Here is a 17,915-nt window from a genome sequence, read left to right on the forward strand (position 1 = left end):
AAATCGCCCAATTCGAGGCCGGAAGCTTCTATTTCATTCGACTTTCGCACGCGAAAGTGAATCGCTATCGACGGCGGCGAAGACGCGCCTGGCATGCTCAGCGAAAAAACTGTCTGCCGCGCAGACTGCTAGCGGCGACCGGAAGAAGTATTCCACCCGAGAATTCGGTGCACAGCCTGGAGAATCTTCCTCAACATATTTTGGACGATCTGAATGCCATTCATGAAAAATGCGTGAGCTCGCTCTATGCGTTCGCTTACCTTTATCATGTGTCAGACGCGCCATTCGGGGAAGTGAAACATTATTTAGATCAAAGAGGCTGGCTCAGGGATGTGGACTAGGTTTTTACAGTCTCTCGTGGCCGCACACGCTCAGACTAGTATTGATGGGCTGTTTAATGAATGAATACCGACATGCGCAACGACAATTTAAGGATCGACCTGACCTACGCTCGCTCGGCGCTCTACGTGCGCCAGACCATTGCACAGGCGTTTGGTATCCCCCTCGGCCGGGAATTCACCTGGCACATCCTGCGGGATCTCATTTGCGGACTGCCTGCATCAGCGCTGCCAATATCGATCACATTCGCAGGCTGGGCACGAATGAGTATGGTAATCCGCGAAGAATCGGAAAACCTGAGCGCCTTCCTGAGCGAGCTTAAAAGAGTTCATCCCGACATCAAAGTCTGGATCATCATTCTTGACTGACATTTCATCAATACCCGGAGACTCCTGACCACACTCATGACGACTCAGATTACGAACGACAACATCGTGAATCTTGAGGGGACCATCAGCGCAGCCGATTTGCGCTCACTCGCCCAAAATGGCCCGATCGGCAAGCTTTGCCTGACCAAGATGCCCAAGCTGACTGCGCGCATTGCCACGGGCCTGTCTTCCTTGCCGTCGGTCGACCATGTGTGGCTGTGGTGCGAGTGACGCGTACTGCGATGCGCCACGTCGTTTCGATTCCTGGATTGCGCGTGCTGGATGTGCTCGACGTCGTAAAACCAGGCCGTCTGGAGGGTTGGCAGTTCGACGACGCCATGGCCGAGCAAACCTCTGTCGGCGCTGCCGTCGCTAAAAACGCATCTGGCTTGATGCTATCACCCCCACTTCGGCGCAACGAGATGCACTGGCGGCGCGCTACGAACACGTTCTGACCACGTGAATTGTCTCGATGAGCGCGGCGACAGGAGGCGAACTGTGGCGCCATTTCACTGCGCTGGTACAAAAATACCACAGCTTCACCATTCTTTTTACTCCTCGTCGAGGTCAAAATTATTATTTTCAGGAAACTCATGTTGGCTTAATGGCCAAATGCGTTGCACTGTGAAATAAGACGCTCCGCCGGCGCCAATAAATCATGACATACACACAAATTAAAATATGATAGGGAAATTAAAATATCCACGAGAGAATAATTACGTTAATCCTGTATTGACAAATGAAATTCGATCAATTTTATCAATGTATTAATTGTGACCTTCCCCTCCATACTGGTACCGCCATTTGGCCAACCTTATTGGAGACAGTCATGACGTCGTACATGAACAAGCTACTGACCGCACTTACCGTCGCTGCACTGAGTTTGCCGCTCTCGGCGGCGGCGGCTACCTATACGCTGACCGCCTCCGATACGGACCAATCCTGGATGTCCAACCCCGGAAACTTTGAAATCGGCCGTTTTTCCCTTCAATCGGACATCGTCGATATCATCAGCCTCAACTCATCGGTCACATTAATCGACCAGGGATGGGGCGGCGAGAATCCAGACAACGGTGTATCCGTCAGGCTGTTTGCAGGCGAAACCCAGATCTATTCCCTGCATGTGGCCGGTGCCAATCACGAGTGGAAGACGGAACTTTACTCCCTGACCTCAAACCCCGCAGACTTTGCCGGCTTGAATGCCGCGCTCGACAACGCCCAATGGGGCGCCGGCGTCACGGTGCGCATGTACACCAATGCGTGGGGCTATCCGGGATGGGAGCTGCACACCCGCAATGTGAGCCTGGACCTGACCTCGGGCGTCATCGCCGCAGTGCCCGAGCCGGCTACGTATGCGATGCTGCTGGGAGGCCTGACCGTGCTCGGCGCCGCCGCGCGCCGCCGCCGGGAACGCAAACTGCCGTAATGCAGTCGCGCGGCATGCAAGCAGCCTGCCGGCGCTGGCATGCCGCATAGTGAGCTCGGCTATGCATCACCAGTATATGAAATTACCCCGAGGCGCAGCAGCTTATCGAGCCTGACCAAACCGGATGCACCAATCTATAATGGCCATTTAATACCAAGTTTCCACCATGCTGACGCGCGACCAGATTGAAGAACTGAACGAACGCCTTGTCAGGATTCCTGACGAACCGTTAAAGGAACTGTACCAGCAGTGCGGCGCATTTAAACACGCTTCGCACTGCCAGACCTGGAATACGGTACAGCTATACCCGGTGAGCACGCTGCTGACCTGGCTGCATGCGGTCGCCGGTACCAAGCCAGCCGTCGGACTGCTTGGATATATTCACGACGTGTGGGGAGGACGCACGGAGCTGGACGTGATCGACGCGGAATCGGCCAAAATAATCAACGAAAACTACATCGTTTTCGGCGAGCGATGCATCAGCGACGACGTCTACGAGTACTGGTATTTCGACCGCAATGGTTTGTTTGGCAGCCTGTATTTCGACCAGGACCAGGGCGCTTACAACGTCTGGAAGCTCGAAACACTGGTCAACATCATCCCGCCCGATTCCATGGGCTTGTCCCCTGAGGCACGGCGCGCCTGCACACTGGCCGAGATCGCCACTGTGTCATCCGATGAAAACAGCTTCCCCAACAAGGAGTTGGACGCGTTGATTACGCAGCAGTTCGACGATTGCGCGCAGAGACTGGCGGAAGGCTAGAATTGCTACGTTGAAACGCGGCGCAGCCCGCCTTATCCCGAACAGCCACTCCCGAACCTTGCACCATGCCGACCCTGATCCTCACGCCCCGCTACACCGACGACGCCCAAGCACTGTGGAAAGCCGCCGCCGCACTTGGCTGGCAAGTCGAGCGCCTGGTCAGCTGGCGCGTGCCGGCCGCGCTGCAAACGCTGTCCGAGCCGGTGTTGTACGGCGAAGCACTGTTCGGCCCCGCGCTCGCTGCCGAACTGGGTCTGGACCTGCTGGGTCCGCCGGAAGACTGGCTGGTGCGGCTGCCGTTCGCCTACCGCAAACGCGCCATTTCGCTGAGCACGCTCGGGCAGGCGCGCCAGCTAACGGCGCCGGCGTTCGTCAAGCCGCCCAACGACAAGAGTTTCCCGGCCGCCGTCTACAAGGGCGCCGATCTACCAACGGAATACGACGACGACATGCCGGTGCTGGTGTCCGATGTCGTCACCTGGGAAAAGGAATTTCGCTGCTTCATCCTCGACCGCACCCTGCGTACCTTCTCGGTCTATGCGCGCGCGGGCGAGTTGCAGCGCGATGCCGACTTCCACAGCACCCCCGAAGAAGATGCCCAAGTGCAGGAATTCATTGGGCGCCTGCTGGCCGATCCGGCTGTCGACTTGCCGGCCGCCACCGTGGTCGATGTCGGCACGATCGCCGGCCTCGGCTGGGCCTGCGTGGAGCAAAACGCGGCCTGGGGCGCAGGCATCTACGGCTGCGACCCGTCCCAGGTGCTGGAGGTCTTGCAACGCGCCTCCATCAAGCTGGACAACAAGGATCGTCGTTAACAACGTCCAGAATGTCGCAAATCAAAGACCCAGACCGCAAGCCGCTTTCAAAACGATATCTAACCTCCGACTGCCAACTGGCCGCGAAGAACTTCCGCTTTCGGTCATCAGCAGGCGTTGTAAACTGACATGGAATGCCAGTGGAATACTGCTGGATCAAAAATCCGGTGTGACACCTACTCGCGAAACCATGAAAATACGTCATTTTGATGTAAGTAGATTTCCAGGTGTAACCCTCAAGCTGCGGAGAGTTAACAAAGACGATCTCTCGTTGTTCTCGAAAAAGAGTCTCCGTCGGCCCACACTGTGGATCCACCATGTAAGGGCTTATAGGAGAAGCGATGCAAACCAGCGACATTTTAGGCAAGATCAACGACGGCGTATTTTTCGAACGAATTTTCGGGCAGGAGCGCGACTGGGATGCAGCGCTCGACGCAAGAGACAGTCCCGCCTTCGATGCCGACTGGCTTGAGAGCAACGAAAAGCTGGCGGTCGGCTATCCGGTAGACGAGACGGCGACCATGGAGGTGAGGGAAGCGGTCTTTCAGACCGTGTTTCGACTAACGGCCAATCCAGACTTGGCCGCCTATGTTTCCGATGATTTTGATCTCATTACCCAGGCCAATCTCCATGGCGCTGATATTGCTTTCATCCGCCGGCTATGGGATTCGTATGTCCATGGTATTTTTCCAACGTAGCCAGATGGAGATAGACACCCAATGCACTGGCTGGCGCTGCGCAGGCGACGCCGTTCTTCCAGTCGAGCGCCGGAACGACAATGCATACGCTTGTGTAGACGTGACAAAGGCGGCGGTATAGAATTGTGCAAGGTGCCCACCTTACTTGCACACGAGTAAAAAAAGGCCTTGCCTCACTCTCACTGAAAACTTCTCTTTTGAGCCTCGTCGTCGGGGTCTTAAACGTGTGCGCCTGACCCGACATCGGCGTGGCATTTAGGAAAGGTTTTTCATGACAATCAGGGAACTCGCGTACGCCGCGCAGCAACACCTTCAAGTCAACACCAGAGGCATATTCAAGCGAGCCCATGTATACGAGCTGTTGGCAGCTTGCTTCGGCTTCAATTCATACGCCGCATTCGGTGTTGATACCGTATTCATGCAACTTCGCCAGAACGACACACCGGTGCCACCTCAACGCGCGTTAATCACGCGGCGTTGCATCGAACTTGGATTTCAACCTGACAAAGCGGTTCTGATCCCGGCCGTGCTGGAATCCTTCCTGGCTCAGCGCCAGATTGGTGTCGCAAGCATGTCGTCGTTAATCCGCTGCCTCCGAGGCGAGCCCCCCAATCAAGACGATTACCTCGCAGGCGAAGCAAACAGGCTGTTCAGCGACGACCAGGACGATCTATCCGATCCTGCTGACAACGTTGGATTCGGACAGGTCTTGGGGAGCGCTCTGGAAGCGGCCGCCAGTAAGGGACATGCCCTGGCCCATTACGCGCTCGCACTGATCAATGCCCCCGACAATGAAGACGACGAAGCTGACCCTGGGAGCGCCTACTGGCACGCGCAGGGGCAACAAGGTCGCGTGCTTATCGGGGTGGAAAAGGAATGGGCCGAAGCGTACGAGGCTCGTCTCACGCGAACAGAAAAGCACTTACGCCATCTTCGAGAGGCTGGTCGACTGGGCAATCAGCAAGCGCTTCTCGACTTGGCTGACGGGTTTGATGACCCGTCCTTCTTCGAGCAGTCGCGGCGCGATGTTGACGCAGACCCGGCAGTAGTGGCCGCTATCGCCGAGCGCATCGGGCGTTCTACCGATGCCAAGCATTGGTTGACCGTTGCTGCCGAGAGAGGGGACACGGATGCCATGCTCCAGCTTATCGAGAAACACGATCAAGATGATCTGCTCCGTTGCTGGATGTGGGTGTATCTCTCGCAGCTCGTGGGGACGGATCTGGCCGAGGATGCGTACTTCGCGATTCACGAGGATGGTTCCGGCTACGACGACGATGTTGGTGGGTCTGCCTATGTCGCTGGTCGCGATGGCGTCAATCTCGACCGGCTAAGTACGGAGCAAGACGCCGCTGCCAGGCTTGCGGCACACGAAGTGTTTGGTCAAATGCAGCGACATGGTGCATGATCCCGCTGCCGTAGCGTTGATTTGTAAAGCGATCTAACGGATGGCGAGGGGCGGCTCGAGGGGCGGCGCGAAGCTCCGCAATGGAGCGGCAGCCGCAGAGCCGTCAAGTACAATTCCAACAGTCGGCGAACGGCGGTGCGTTCATTTTCGAAAGCGGTGATATTTTATGACCGTCCGCTTCGGGGCGTAAGCGGCCTTCCATGCGGGCTGGAAGACCTTCTACGTTGCGCCGTAGGCTTAGCGTGCTTTTCCCCCGGGCGCCCCTCCTCTCCCTACCAGACCCCGCGCCGTCGGGCAAGTGACATTTTCGCTTCACAGCATGCGATGTTATATCGCTGACGTCCATATTAACTCGTCGTTTTTTCGATCTATTACAGGTTTGATTTCACATGCTATCTACCGATCAAATTTATCAACTACAAGAAACGCTTGAAGCTGCTGGCAAACGGCGCGAAGCCGCTGCAATAGCACTTGCGCCGAAGCACAAAGGCGGAGAATGGGAAGAGTTCCATGCTGCTGTCAAGGCAGAGCTCGTCGCTGAGCGTGCGCTCGCTGCTGCCCAAAACCAGGCATACGCCGTGCCCGTTGAGCTTCCGGTGCTGTGGGACACAGGAGCTCCGCTACCCCATCTTCTTCAGAACGACTATCAGGCGTTCCTGATTTTCTTCGTTCGGGATGCCGATCCGAGTTGGGACGGGTCATCCGTGAACATTCGTCGCCCCGACAGCCCTGCCGCCTTTCAATTGGCTGTGGTGGAGTTCAAGGGCTGCGTATCGACGATGATGGGATCTCCCAATGACGAGGTGCTACATGGCCACCCGCTCTACGGAAAGGGGCTTGAGGGGTATCGTCCCATGCGAATCGAAAACTCTGCGTGGATCGCAGAGCTTCAGCGCATCAACTCGGTTCATGACGGGTATGCGCCAGAACGGTGGCGCCGACTGTCACACTACTTTTTCGGGTTTCATGATGTGACGTTCGAGTGTGTCGCCGAATCAGTGAGCGTAGATCTGCACGAGTCGTCTTTGCCAGAGGTCCTGGCGAAGGTTTGCGAGAGGCTGCTTCGGTAAACCTGAACTTCCGGTTTGGGGCGACAGCGGCCGCGATCGGACTGCAGCGCAGCCCTTGCCGGCCGCCACCGTGGTCGATGCCGGCGCCATCGCCAGCCTCGGCTGGGCCTGCGTGGAGCAGAACGCGGCTTGGGGCGCAGGCCTCTATGGCTGCAACCCGGCCCGGGTGCTGGCGGTCTTGCAGCGCGCCTCCATCAAGCTGGACAATAAGGGTCGTCGTTAAAAACGTCCAAAATGTCGCAAATCAAAGGCATACCGCACCTGCCTTTGACGCTGCGCAAAGACGCTGCACTTGATGCAGGGTGAGTGAAGGCGGATGCCTATACTTTGAACAACAGCCAGCCTCAGCATTAACGCTGGAGGCCCTGCTGTCGGGGAAATGCGCCGCATTTTCCGAGGAGACACATCACCCACATACAGGAGCGTCACGTCATGGATACCAACGCCGTCGATCTGCGTACCACCCTGGCCGCACAACCCGTCAACCGCAGCGTCAGCGTCTCGGTGCCGAGCCAGGTGTATTTCGACCTGGACCAGTTCCAGCGCGTCCAGAAAGAGCTGCTCGGCCAGCTTGGCTGCCCGGCCTGCACCTCCGGCTTCGATATCCGCTACGATATCCAGCGCCGCTTCATCGTCGACGCCAACCTGGCGGTGCAGGCAACCGGGCTGGCGCAAGACCAGCTCTCGCCCTGACATGCGCGAGCTGCCCGAACTGGGCGTCGGCATGGTCTGCCTGCCCGGCCTCGAAGCCTTCATCGAGGCCGCGCACGAGCTGATCGACGTCATCGAAATCGAACCCCAGCCGCTCTGGTTCAAGTCGGCGGCGGCCGCGGTGCCGTACGCAGTCAATACCGGCGCCCTGGCGCAGCTGTGCGCCGATCCGCATCCCAAACTGGTGCATGGCATCGGTTTTCCGGTCGGCGGCAGCGTGGCGCCCGAGCCGGACCAGGTGGCGCTGTTTGTCGATGTGATCAAGGCGCTGGGCGCTTCCTGGGCCAGCGAGCACCTGAGTTTTTCGCGGGTCGATGGCGCCGCAGGCATGTTCAATACCGGCTTCTTGCTCCCGCCCCTGCAAAGCGCGCAAAGCGTGGCGCTGGCCGCGTCCAACATCCGCGCCCTGAGCGCGCAATTGCCGGTGCCGTTCGCCTTCGAAACCGGCGTCAACTACCTGCGCCCGCTCCCCGGCGAAATGTCGGACGGCGCCTTCTTCGGCGCCATCGCCGAAGAAGCCGATTGCGCCATCTTGCTCGACCTGCATAACCTCTGGTGCAACGAGCGCAATGGGCGCCAGGGCGTGCTGGCGGCGCTCGACGACATGCCGCTCGAGCGGGTGTGCGAAGTCCACCTGGCCGGCGGCGACCACCTGGACGGGTATTATCTCGACGCCCATTCCGGCCTGGTGCCGCCGGAGCTGATGCAGCTGGCACACAAGGTACTGCCGCGGCTGCCCAATCTGAAGGCGCTCTTGTTCGAGATCGTGCCCGCGTATATGTCGGCGCGCACCATCGGCCAGGGCGAACTGACGGCGCAACTGCGCGACTTGCGCCAGCTCTGGAACGAGCGCAGCAAGTCGCTCCAGGTGGCATGCGGCACGCCGCGCCCCATGGCGCGCACCATTACGGCCGCCGACAGCGCCTTGCCGTCGCCAACCGAGTGGGAGCGCGCACTGGCCGGCCGCGTGCTCGAATCCGACGCGGACGCGCCGTTTGCGCAGGTGTTCGATGCCGACAATGGCGTGGCCGTCCTGCGCCAACTGGTGGCGGCGGTGCGCAGCGGGACCATTGTCGATTCGATGACGCTCAGCTACCGCCTGATTGTGCTCAGCCTCGGCGAGCCGGCATTTTTATCGCTGCTGCGGGCCTTCTGGAAAACCCGCCCGCCGGAACCGTTTGCGACCGAAGAAGCGCTTAATTTCGCCGAATTCCTGCGCACCCAGGGGCTCGCCATTCCGCATCTGGACGAGGTGCTGGCGTTCGAACTGGCATCGCACCAGGTGCGCATGTACGCACAGCATAAAACCGTGCGCTTTACCTGTTCGCCGCTGCCGCTGCTGATGGCCTTGCGCCAGGCGCGCATGCCCGACTTTGCCGATCATGGCGATTTTGCGCTGACGATCGAGCCATAGATCGCGCCGACCAGCGCCTGCGCTCATCAAAACTCGACTTGAACCCCGCTTCGGGATACTTTAGGATGCCGGGTGTTTTGATGATTGAAAGGGCTCAATGCCATCCTCACGCGTGCCGCCGTCCAGGCGACGTGTTTTATCGGCGGCGCGGCTTCCCGTCGTGCTGCTGTCGGTCTTGCTGGCAGGGTGCGCCTGGCCTGGTTGTCCTGCTCCTGCGCCCCTGCACCAGCCAGAGACCTTGCAGGTTCTCGCTGAACGGCACCATGTTTGCGGCGTAGTGGTCGCTGTCATCAGGGACCGCCAGCTTGCGTCGATCGAGACGGCGAGCGCTTGCGCGCCGCCGGCCACGCTTGCGCCGGACAGCGTTTTTCAGGCGGCGTCGCTCAGCAAACCGGTGTTTGCCTACGCGGTGCTGAAACTGGTAGCGCAAGGCAAACTCGATCTCGACACGCCGGTCATGACATATTTGCCGCAAGGTTACCGGCACCAGCGCAACCTGTTAACGCCCGAACCATCCGATCTGGTCACCGACCCGCAACTGGCGGCCATTACCATCCGCATGGTGCTGAACCACACCTCGGGCTTGCCGAACTGGACCTCCGGCGTACTGCGTGTCGGCACCGCTCCCGGCACCACATGGAATTATTCGGGCGAAGGCTACGTGCTGTTGCAGCGCGCGGTGGAAAGCGTCACCGGCCAGCCGCTGGACCGATTCATGGCTGCGCAGGTATTCCAGCCCCTGGGCATGAACCACAGCGACTATGCATGCAATGAGCGCGTCGCCAAAAACCTGCTGCCGGGGACCAAAGCGAATGGCGCGCCAAGGGCGGCGATGACGCTGACCAACCCGAACGCCGCCTTTTCGCTCCACACCAGCGCCGCCGACTACGCAAAATTCCTGGTCGCGCTGATGAACGATGACGCCCTGCTGACACAGTCGACCGCGTCCCCTGTCGCTGTCGATCCAGCCTTGGGGATCAGCTGGGGATTGGGCTGGGGCATGGAGCGCGGGCGGGACGATGCGACCATTTGGCATTGGGGAAACAACACCGGTTATCGCGCCTTCGCCATGGCCTCGGTGCGCAGCGGCGACGGCTTTGTGATGCTGACCAACAGCGAAAATGGGCTGGAACTGGCGCCGCCATTGGCACAGAAAATCCTGCCGCGACAGCACACCGTCTTCCAGTCGCCGATCCTGGGTACCGACCTGCTCAATGTGCTCTGCAACACGCTGCGTATCTGCCTGTAACGCATGACGACGCCACCGAAGCCCGCGCTTCCGGGCGTGCTGCGCGGCGCCGGCGAATGGGACCCACCCGGCGGCTGGCGCGATTTCACCCTGGCGCGCGCTACCGGCGACCGGTTTTCCCGCGCTTGATGACGCTCAACGCGGTTGGCGCCGCACCAGTTCGATCTCGAACAGCTTCGGCCACAATTTGCCAGTGACAAACAGGCGCTTCTTCTTGCTGTCGTAAGCGATCCCGTTCAGCACATCGACCGCGCCGCTAGCGCGGCTCTTTTCGTCGAGCAGGCCGGCCAGGTCGATCCAGCCGACCACCTTGCCGCTGGCCGGGTCGATGCGCGCGATCACGTCCGACCCCCACACATTGGCATACAGTTCGCCGTCGACCCATTCCATCTCGTTGAGACGGTCGATCGGCTTGCCGTCGGCCGTCACCTGGATGCGCCGCACCTCCGCCAGCGTCTTGGGGCTGAGCACGCGAATGACGGCGGTGCCGTCGCTCATGAACACATCGGTGCCGTTATTGGCCAGGCCCCAGCCCTCGCCGGGATACGAAAAGGTCTGCTTCATCTTCAACGTGGCCTTGTCGAACACGAAACCGACGTGCGAGGTCCAGGTCAGCCCGACAATGGTGTTGCCGACATCGGTGATGCCTTCGCCGAAGTAGTCGGGCGCGATGTCGGTCTTCATCAGCACCTTGCCGGTTTTCAGGTCGGTCTTGCGCACCGAGGACTTGCCGTTCAGGCCCGTGCTTTCGTACAGAACGCCGTCGGTGTAAAACAAGCCCTGGGTAAACGCATCCGTATCGTGCGGGTACGTATTTTTGACAAGGAAGCCGTACACGGGAATGGCCGCCTCTGCTGCACCTGCAGCGGCGCCGGCCAGCAGCAAACTGGCGGCCAAGTTGATTAATCTCTTCAAATAACACCTCGGGTCGGAGCGGTGAAACAGTCTTCATACCGTTTCTCAAGGCATGAATACTAATACAATTGGGCGGGAACAGCGTCGCAGCAATGGCGCTGCCCGAAAAACCATCAATCACCATGGGAGTCCTGCTTGAACATTCGCGATGCCGAAGCCGTCGACGCCGGCGCAATTGTCTCGATCTATAACCACTACATTCTCAGCACCGCCATTTCATTCGAAGAAGAAAGCGTCAGCGAACCGGCCATGGCCAGCCGCATTGCCGACATCCAGGCGGGCGCCCTGCCCTTCCTGGTGCTGACCGATGGCGACACCATCGCCGGCTACGCCTACGCCACCAAATGGCGCGTGCGCCACGCCTACCGCTTCGCGGTCGAGAGTTCAATCTACCTGTTGCCCGGCCACGGCGGCAAGGGCCACGGGGCGGCGCTGTACGCCGCCTTGCTGGCGCGCCTGGGCGAGGGCGGCTTTCATATGGTCATCGGCGGCATCGCGCAGCCCAACCCGGCCAGCGTGGCGCTGCACGAAAAACTCGGCTTCAGGAAAGTCGCCCACTTCAGCGAAGTCGGCTTCAAGTTCGGGCGCTGGATCGACGTCGGGTATTGGGAGCTGAAACTCGGGGAGGCGTAACAAGCCACCAAAAATTGAACAGTAGCGGTTTCTCTTGGGAATGATAATATGCAAAATTGCCTAGTATGCAACCCAAGGAAAACCGATGGATGTATTTTTGTTATTGCTGGTGGTGGCGTCCTACGTGCACTTCCTCAGAGCAAGAGGGGATGCCCGAAGGCGGGTAGATTCGCTTGAAATTACGCTGGCGGAACTGACGGCGGAAGTTGTCGCGCTCAGGGATAACGTCAACCGCCGCACGGACCCCGCCGCAGAGAGCACGACGGCAACGGCGGTGCAGGACGTGCTGCTGCGTAACCAGGCTGCCAGAGCGGCCAGGGCGGCGCGCATGGCCGCCGGCGGCGACGCCGCCGAAGCGGTGGTGCCGGCGCCCCAGCCGGCGCCAACGCCGGCTCCCGCGCCTCGTGCGCCTCGCCCTGCCGAGGCGGCCACTGTCACCCCCGCTCCGCTCGCGCCTCGGCCTGCCGGGCCGGTGCCGGCCACTCCTGCTCCGCTCGCACCCCGCCCCGCCGAGCCGGCTACTGTCAGCAGCGCGCCCGTGGCCCCCGCGCCTGCGCCGGCACGCCCCGTAACGTACACGGATCGCAGTGATACCGCGCCGGCCTGGATCACGGCGGCGAAAAAATGGATGTTCAGTGGCAACCTGGTCGCCAAGCTCGGCTTGCTGATCCTGTTCATCGGCGTCAGCTTCCTGCTCAAATACGCGGTCGAACGCAACATCGTGCCGATCGAACTGCGCCTGGCCGGTATTGTCATCGCCGATATCGCCCTGCTGGTCTGGGGCTGGCGCATCCGCGACAGCCGGCGCGGCATCGGCCTGCCGGTGCAGGGGGCGGCGCTGGGCATCCTGATGCTGGTCACCTTCGCCGCCTTCCGCATGTATGATCTGATTCCGGGCGGCATGGCGTTCGGCCTGCTGTTCGCGCTGACCTTCTTTACCTGCCTGCTGGCGGTGCTGCAAAACGCCTTCTGGCTGGCCGTGTTCGGCATAACCGGGGGCTTCCTGGCGCCGATCATGACTTCCACCGGCCAGGGCAGCCACATCGGACTGTTCTCGTACTACACCTTGTTAAATGCCGGCATCCTCGCCATTGCGCTCAAGCGCGCCTGGCGTTCGCTCAACCTGATTGGCTTTGCCTTCACCTTCGTCATCGGCACCGCGTGGGGCGTGCTGCGCTACGTCCCCGAAAACTATCTGTCCACCCAGCTGTTCCTGATCGTCTTCGTGCTGTTCTACGTCGCCATCGCGGTGGCCTACGCCACGCGCCAGGCGAGCGCACTGAAAAACTACGTCGACGCCACCCTGGTGTTCGGCGTGCCGCTGGTCGCCTTCGGCCTGCAGTACGGCATGGTCAAAGACACCCGCTTCGGCGTGGCCTTCTCGGCGCTCGGCCTGGGCTTGTTCTACACCACGGTCGCGCTGGTCATGTGGCGGCGCGGCGCGCAGAATTTCAGGCTGATGGTCGAATCCTTCCTGTCCATGGGCCTGGTGTTCGGCACCCTGGCCCTGCCGTTCGCCCTGGACGGACGCTGGACCTCGGCCGCCTGGGCGCTGGAAGGCGCCGGCGTGGTCTGGGTCGGCCTGCGCCAGCGCCAGGCGCTCACCTGCGCGTTCGGGCTGCTGGTGCAAGCCGGCGCCTGGATTTCCTTCCTGGCGGCGATCACCGGCATCGGCGCCGACGCGGCCGAGGCCAACCTGTGGCTCGGCTTCCTGCTGTTGACCGGCACCGCCTTCCTGATGGCCACCAACTTCCGCTCGCGCGAGGCCGACATCCCGTCGCCGCTGCCGCGCTGGCTCGGCGGCGCTTTCCTGACCGTGGCGGCGATCTGGCTGGTCGCCGGTGCCTGGACCGAAGCGGTGCTGCGCACCAGCGGCGCCACCCAAGCAAGCCTGATGGCCGCCAGTGCCCTGGTGGCATCGATGATCCTGGCGTTCATCGCCAAACGCATGCAGTGGCCGCTGGCGCGCGCCCTGGCGCTGGCCGTGCAGGTGGTGGCCGGCGCGGTCCTGGCCATGCTGATCTGCATCATGCTGCTGGTCGCGTTCGAGCCCGACGCGAACCTGTTGCGCACGCCATTCCTGGCAGCGCTGCTGATTTTCGCCGGCGCCATTTTCAGCAGCTGGGCCATGCAACGCGGGCCGCAGCCGCAACAAGCGGTACTGTCGCGCATCATGCTGGCCTGGTCGGCGGGGTGGTGGTTCGTGCCGGTGCTGGTGCTGTTCTGCGTGTGGGCCACCCGCAACTACCAGCTGATCGGCGGCGGCTACTCGCGCGACACCGCCATGCTGTACGCCTATGGCGTGGCGCTGTCGCTCTCGGCGCTGGCGTTCGCGGCGCTGGCCAGGCGCCTGGCGTGGCCGGCGCTGCGCTGGTTCAGCGCCGCCGCCTGGGCCGGCCTGGCCGTGGCCACGGTCTGGATCCTGGCAGTGCTGTACGGCGGCGACACGGTGGCGTTCGAAGCCGGCGTGGCGCTGGCCTGCCTGTGGCTGACCTCGGAATACATGCTCAAGCGCTGGCCCGCCAGCGGCTGGAACCTCGCCGCGCCATGGTTACAGGTGCTGCACACCGTGCGCACCGCCGGCCCATGGCTGATGATCTGGCCGGCCGTCTCGATCGCGGTATCGCGCTGGTTGTTCGGGGTCGACGACGCCGATGCGCTGCTGCTGAGCCAGGCCGGCTGGCAAACCAGCGGCAGCTGGGCGCGCTTCATCCCGGCCTGGCTGATGATGCTGGCCATCGTCTGGCTGATCGCCCGCGCCCGCGCCGGCAAGTGGCCTGCGGCCCCGGTCGCCAGCTGGCACCGCGCCACCCTGATCCCGCTGGCGACCGGCTGGTCGCTGATGCTGGCCGCCGTCTGGAACCTGACGCAAGATGGCGCCATGGCGCCCCTGCCCTACCTGCCGGTGCTTAATCCCCTCGACCTGACCAGCGGCTTTGCCATGGTGCTGGCGGTGGCGTGCTACCGCATGCGCCTGATGGACGCAGGTACCGGCGAGGAGCGCGCCGTGCTGGCGCGCGTGCCGGCGCTGCTGGCCTGGGCCGGCTATGCCTGGTTCAACCTGATGCTGCTGCGCACGGCGGCGCATTATCTGGGCATTCCGTACAACGTCGACCAACTGTTCGCCTCGCAGTTCATCCAGGCCATGCTGTCGCTGGTGTGGAGCATTTCGGCCCTGGTGCTGATGTGGCGCGCTGCAAAGCAGGCATCGCGCAAGCAGTGGGTGATTGGCGCGCTGCTGCTCGGCGTGGTGGTCGGCAAGCTGTTCCTGATCGACCTGTCGAATGTGGCCGGGATGGCGCGCATCGTCAGCTTTGTCGGGGTCGGCTTGCTGATGCTCGTGATCGGCTATATTGCACCGTTCCCAACGCAACCAGAAACCGCGCCGGAAGCACCGGCGCAATGAACCAAGGATCCATGTCGATGTCCAACTCACCTCTTGCCTCGCTTTGCCTGGCGGCGCTGGCCGCAGCCAGTTCTCCCGTGGCGCTGGCCGACGCCCCGGCGACCGACCTGCCGGGCGACTACCGCCATGTCCTGCCGCTGACCGTCAGCGGCAAGGAATCGGTGGTCCAGCTGCGCCTGCCCAAGGACGTGTACCTGCACGCCCGCACGGTCGACTTGCGCGACCTGCGCCTGTTCGATGCGCAGGGTAACAAGCTGGCGTTCAGCTTGCAGGAACCGCTGCCGCGCGCCGAGCGCTCGCGGCGCGACCTGCCGGTGCGCCTGTTCGGGGTGCAAACGACGCGTCCGGCCGGCTCGCTGGCCGACACCGATATCGCAGTGCAGCGCTCCGGCGACGGCACCGTGCTGTCGGTCAGTGCGCGCGCGCGGCCGGCCGCGGGCACGCCCGCTGGCGGCATCGACACGCTGGTGCTCGACCTCGGTGCGAATGCCGCGGCCGCCACTATCGATGCCCTGCGGTTTACCTTGCCGGCCGGCGTGAGCAGCTACAACGCGCGCGTGGTACTCGAAGTGAGCGACGATCTCAAGCACTGGGATACGGCCGGCGAGACCGACCTGTCCTGGCTGGTCAACGAGCGTTCCGAAACCCTGTCCAGCGACCGCATGGAGTTCGAGGCGCGCGCCTTCCGTTATGCGCGCCTGAGCTGGCGCCAGGGCAAGCCGCTGCAGTTCGCCGCCATTACCGCCGAGTCGCCGTTGGACACAGCGCTGGCGCCGCAGGTGGAGCGCCTGCTGATCCAGCCGAAGCCCGGGCGTTTTGTCACAGACCATGTATATCCGGCCTCGGTCGCCATTCCGGTGCAGCGCATCGGCGTCGACCTGGGCGAACAGAACGTGGTGATGCCGGCCCAGCTCGGCCGTTACGTTGAATTGCCCGATCCCCAGGGCGGCAAGACCAGCACCTGGCAGTTCGAACCGCTGGCCGCCGCCACGTTCTATCAGCTGACCCAGGGCGGAAAGCGGCGCGCCTCGGGCGATATCGGCATCACGCCGGCGCACCAGGCCGAATGGGTGCTGCGCACGGAAGCAGCGGGAGCGCCAGCACCGAGCCTGGGCCTGTCATGGACGCCGTCCACGCTGGTGTTTCTGGCCAATGGCAAGCCACCCTACCGGCTGGCCTTTGGACGCGCCGACGCCAAGCCGGGCGCCAGTTCGCTGGCGCAGGTGGCGCCCGGTTTCAGTCCCACCGAAATCGCCGCCCTCGAAAGCGCGGTGGCGGGGCCGCTGCAAACGGCCACGGCCGCTGTTGCAGAGGGGCCTGGCGCCGCCGATAAAGCGGCCGCCGCCGCGCGCACCCGCATGTTCGCCCTGTGGGGGGCGCTGCTGGCGGGCGTGGGCGTCTTGGGCTTCATGGCCTGGCGCCTGGTCAAACAGATGAAATAGTCGGGCCCGCGAACGGTGGGCCTCAGGTGAACAACAGCGACACGCAATGCAGCGCCAGCCCCACCAGCCCGCCGACGATGGTGCCGTTGATGCGGATGTATTGCAGGTCGCGCCCCACGTGCAGCTCGAACTTGCGGGCGATGGTGTCGGCATCCCAGCTGCGGATCACGCGCCGCACCAGGGCGATGATCAGTTCGCGCTTGGAGACGATGGTCTCTGCCGCAAAGGTGCGCAGCCAGTCGTTGATGCGCTGCTGGATCGCCGGATTGCGCTCAAGCGCGCGGCTGAACGCCTGCAAGGCCGATTGCAGGTGCGCCGAGAGCTGCGAATCGTCCGATTCGGCATCGGCCAGCAGGCGGTCGCGCACGTCTTCCCACACCTGGCCCACATAGGTGCGGAACAGCGGGTGGTTCAGGCTGCTTTCCAGCAGGCTGCGCAGCTTTTCCTCGTATTCCGGCGAATGCGCCAGGTTCTCGATCAGCTCTTCGGTGGCGGCCTGGAAACGCACGCGCCATTCGCTGTCTTCGCCCTGGATCTCTTCCAGCGTATTTTGCACCCCTTCCATCAGGCGCTCGTAGAATTTTTCATCTATGGCGCGCGGCAACCAGCGCGGGCTGTGTTCGTGCACCTTCTGGCGGATATACGGCCGGTGTGCTTCCAGCGCGCTTGAAATGAGCCCGAGCAGGCGTTCCAGCAGCACATGGTGTTGACGGCCGGCCACCAAGACCGACAGCACCTGCGACAGGATCGGCGCCAGCTTGACGTCCTGTAGCGCGCCGGACAGCGCTTCACGCAGGAAACCGGCGGCATCCTTGTCGTCGATCATGCGCAGCAGCACCGGCACCGCGCTCACGGCCTGGTCGGCCACGGCGCGGCTGTTGGCCGGTTGCGCCAGCCAATGCGCGGCCGAGCCGGCGAAGTCGATGCGCACCAGTTCGGCGTGCACCACATCGTAGCTCATGAAATTTGTTTCGAGAAAATTGCCGAGATTTTCCCCGATCTTTTCCTTATTGGTCGGAATGATGGCGGTATGCGGGATCGGCAAGCCGAGCGGATGGCGGAACAAGGCGGTCACGGCGAACCAGTCGGCGATCGCGCCCACCATCGCCGCTTCCGCGAAGGCGGCAACGAAGGCAAACGCCGCATGGCGCGGCTCGAGCACACGCGCGGCGACGAACAGCACCGCCATCGCCACCAGCAAGCCAGTGGCGATCAGACGCATGCGCGTCAGCCCGGCCTGCTGTTCGCTTTCACGCAC

Annotated in this window: 20 protein-coding genes; 18 read left to right on the plus strand and 2 right to left on the minus strand. The window is 62.2% G+C overall.

All coding sequences use genetic code 11. The annotated features are described in order from the left end of the window. The 15 genes from F1609_RS34305 to F1609_RS35080 all read left to right on the plus strand — a co-directional run. The coding region (locus F1609_RS34305; RefSeq protein ID WP_206752968.1) for a hypothetical protein at nt 1-341 on the plus strand (341 nt) is incomplete at its 5' end. A gap of 72 nt (nt 342-413) precedes the next feature. Beyond that, entirely contained in the window at nt 414-707 is a 294-nt protein-coding gene (locus F1609_RS21050; protein ID WP_167078622.1) for a hypothetical protein, read from the plus strand. Between the two features lie 36 nt (nt 708-743). Continuing rightward, a complete protein-coding gene (locus tag F1609_RS21055; protein ID WP_167078623.1) occupies nt 744-938 on the plus strand; it encodes a hypothetical protein in 195 nt (64 codons plus the stop codon). An 11-nt stretch (nt 939-949) separates the two neighbouring features. Beyond that, a complete protein-coding gene (locus F1609_RS21060; protein WP_167078624.1) occupies nt 950-1,162 on the plus strand; it encodes a hypothetical protein in 213 nt (70 codons plus the stop codon). Nucleotides 1,163-1,548: 386 nt separating this feature from the next. Continuing rightward, complete coding sequence (locus tag F1609_RS21065; protein WP_229421986.1) at nt 1,549-2,133, plus strand: PEP-CTERM sorting domain-containing protein; 585 nt, start codon at nt 1,549-1,551, stop codon at nt 2,131-2,133. 166 nt (nt 2,134-2,299) lie between these two features. Next, on the plus strand, nt 2,300-2,896 hold the full coding sequence (locus tag F1609_RS21070) for a hypothetical protein (RefSeq protein WP_167078626.1): 597 nt from the start codon (nt 2,300-2,302) through the stop codon (nt 2,894-2,896). Between the two features lie 65 nt (nt 2,897-2,961). Then, a complete protein-coding gene (locus tag F1609_RS21075) occupies nt 2,962-3,711 on the plus strand; it encodes an ATP-grasp domain-containing protein (protein ID WP_167078627.1) in 750 nt (249 codons plus the stop codon). Nucleotides 3,712-4,052: 341 nt separating this feature from the next. After that, on the plus strand, nt 4,053-4,409 hold the full coding sequence (locus tag F1609_RS21080; RefSeq protein ID WP_167078628.1) for an immunity protein PIM1 family protein: 357 nt from the start codon (nt 4,053-4,055) through the stop codon (nt 4,407-4,409). 271 nt (nt 4,410-4,680) lie between these two features. Then, nucleotides 4,681-5,817, plus strand: a complete 1,137-nt coding sequence (locus F1609_RS21085) for a hypothetical protein (protein WP_167078629.1) — start codon at nt 4,681-4,683, stop codon at nt 5,815-5,817. Between the two features lie 389 nt (nt 5,818-6,206). Beyond that, entirely contained in the window at nt 6,207-6,887 is a 681-nt protein-coding gene (locus F1609_RS21090) for a hypothetical protein (RefSeq protein ID WP_167078630.1), read from the plus strand. Between the two features lie 55 nt (nt 6,888-6,942). Beyond that, nucleotides 6,943-7,110 (plus strand): ATP-grasp domain-containing protein, encoded by a 168-nt coding sequence (locus tag F1609_RS34165; RefSeq protein ID WP_187363092.1) that lies wholly within the window; start codon nt 6,943-6,945, stop codon nt 7,108-7,110. Nucleotides 7,111-7,319: 209 nt separating this feature from the next. Next, the gene (locus F1609_RS21100) at nt 7,320-7,580 is read left to right on the plus strand and encodes a hypothetical protein (protein WP_167078631.1); all 261 of its coding nucleotides are present in this window, start codon (nt 7,320-7,322) and stop codon (nt 7,578-7,580) included. A gap of 1 nt (nt 7,581) precedes the next feature. Further along, nucleotides 7,582-9,012, plus strand: coding sequence for an MbnB/TglH/ChrH family RiPP precursor modification enzyme (locus tag F1609_RS21105; protein ID WP_167078632.1), 1,431 nt, complete (start codon nt 7,582-7,584; stop codon nt 9,010-9,012). A gap of 97 nt (nt 9,013-9,109) precedes the next feature. Continuing rightward, nucleotides 9,110-10,261, plus strand: coding sequence for a serine hydrolase domain-containing protein (locus tag F1609_RS21110; protein WP_167078633.1), 1,152 nt, complete (start codon nt 9,110-9,112; stop codon nt 10,259-10,261). Nucleotides 10,262-10,264: 3 nt separating this feature from the next. Further along, nucleotides 10,265-10,390: a hypothetical protein gene (locus F1609_RS35080; protein WP_267876803.1), complete on the plus strand. Its 126-nt coding sequence runs from the start codon at nt 10,265-10,267 to the stop codon at nt 10,388-10,390. A gap of 6 nt (nt 10,391-10,396) precedes the next feature. Here F1609_RS35080 and F1609_RS21115 read toward each other — a convergent pair whose 3' ends face one another. Next, nucleotides 10,397-11,176 (minus strand): glutaminyl-peptide cyclotransferase, encoded by a 780-nt coding sequence (locus F1609_RS21115; RefSeq protein WP_167078634.1) that lies wholly within the window; start codon nt 11,174-11,176, stop codon nt 10,397-10,399. Between the two features lie 135 nt (nt 11,177-11,311). Between F1609_RS21115 and F1609_RS21120 the strand changes: the two genes are divergently transcribed. From F1609_RS21120 to F1609_RS21130, 3 genes are all read left to right on the plus strand, one after another. Further along, nucleotides 11,312-11,809: an arsinothricin resistance N-acetyltransferase ArsN1 family B gene (locus F1609_RS21120; RefSeq protein WP_187363093.1), complete on the plus strand. Its 498-nt coding sequence runs from the start codon at nt 11,312-11,314 to the stop codon at nt 11,807-11,809. Between the two features lie 85 nt (nt 11,810-11,894). After that, nucleotides 11,895-15,215, plus strand: a complete 3,321-nt coding sequence (locus F1609_RS21125; protein WP_167078635.1) for a DUF2339 domain-containing protein — start codon at nt 11,895-11,897, stop codon at nt 15,213-15,215. A 17-nt stretch (nt 15,216-15,232) separates the two neighbouring features. Further along, nucleotides 15,233-16,657, plus strand: coding sequence for a DUF3999 family protein (locus tag F1609_RS21130; RefSeq protein WP_167078636.1), 1,425 nt, complete (start codon nt 15,233-15,235; stop codon nt 16,655-16,657). Between the two features lie 22 nt (nt 16,658-16,679). On the opposite strand, the gene F1609_RS21135 is transcribed toward F1609_RS21130, so the two are convergent. Continuing rightward, on the minus strand, nt 16,680-17,915 hold the full coding sequence (locus F1609_RS21135; RefSeq protein ID WP_370661652.1) for a DUF445 domain-containing protein: 1,236 nt from the start codon (nt 17,913-17,915) through the stop codon (nt 16,680-16,682).

This window comes from Massilia aquatica (assembly GCF_011682045.1).
Taxonomy (GTDB): Bacteria; Pseudomonadota; Gammaproteobacteria; order Burkholderiales; family Burkholderiaceae_D; genus Telluria_A; species Telluria_A aquatica.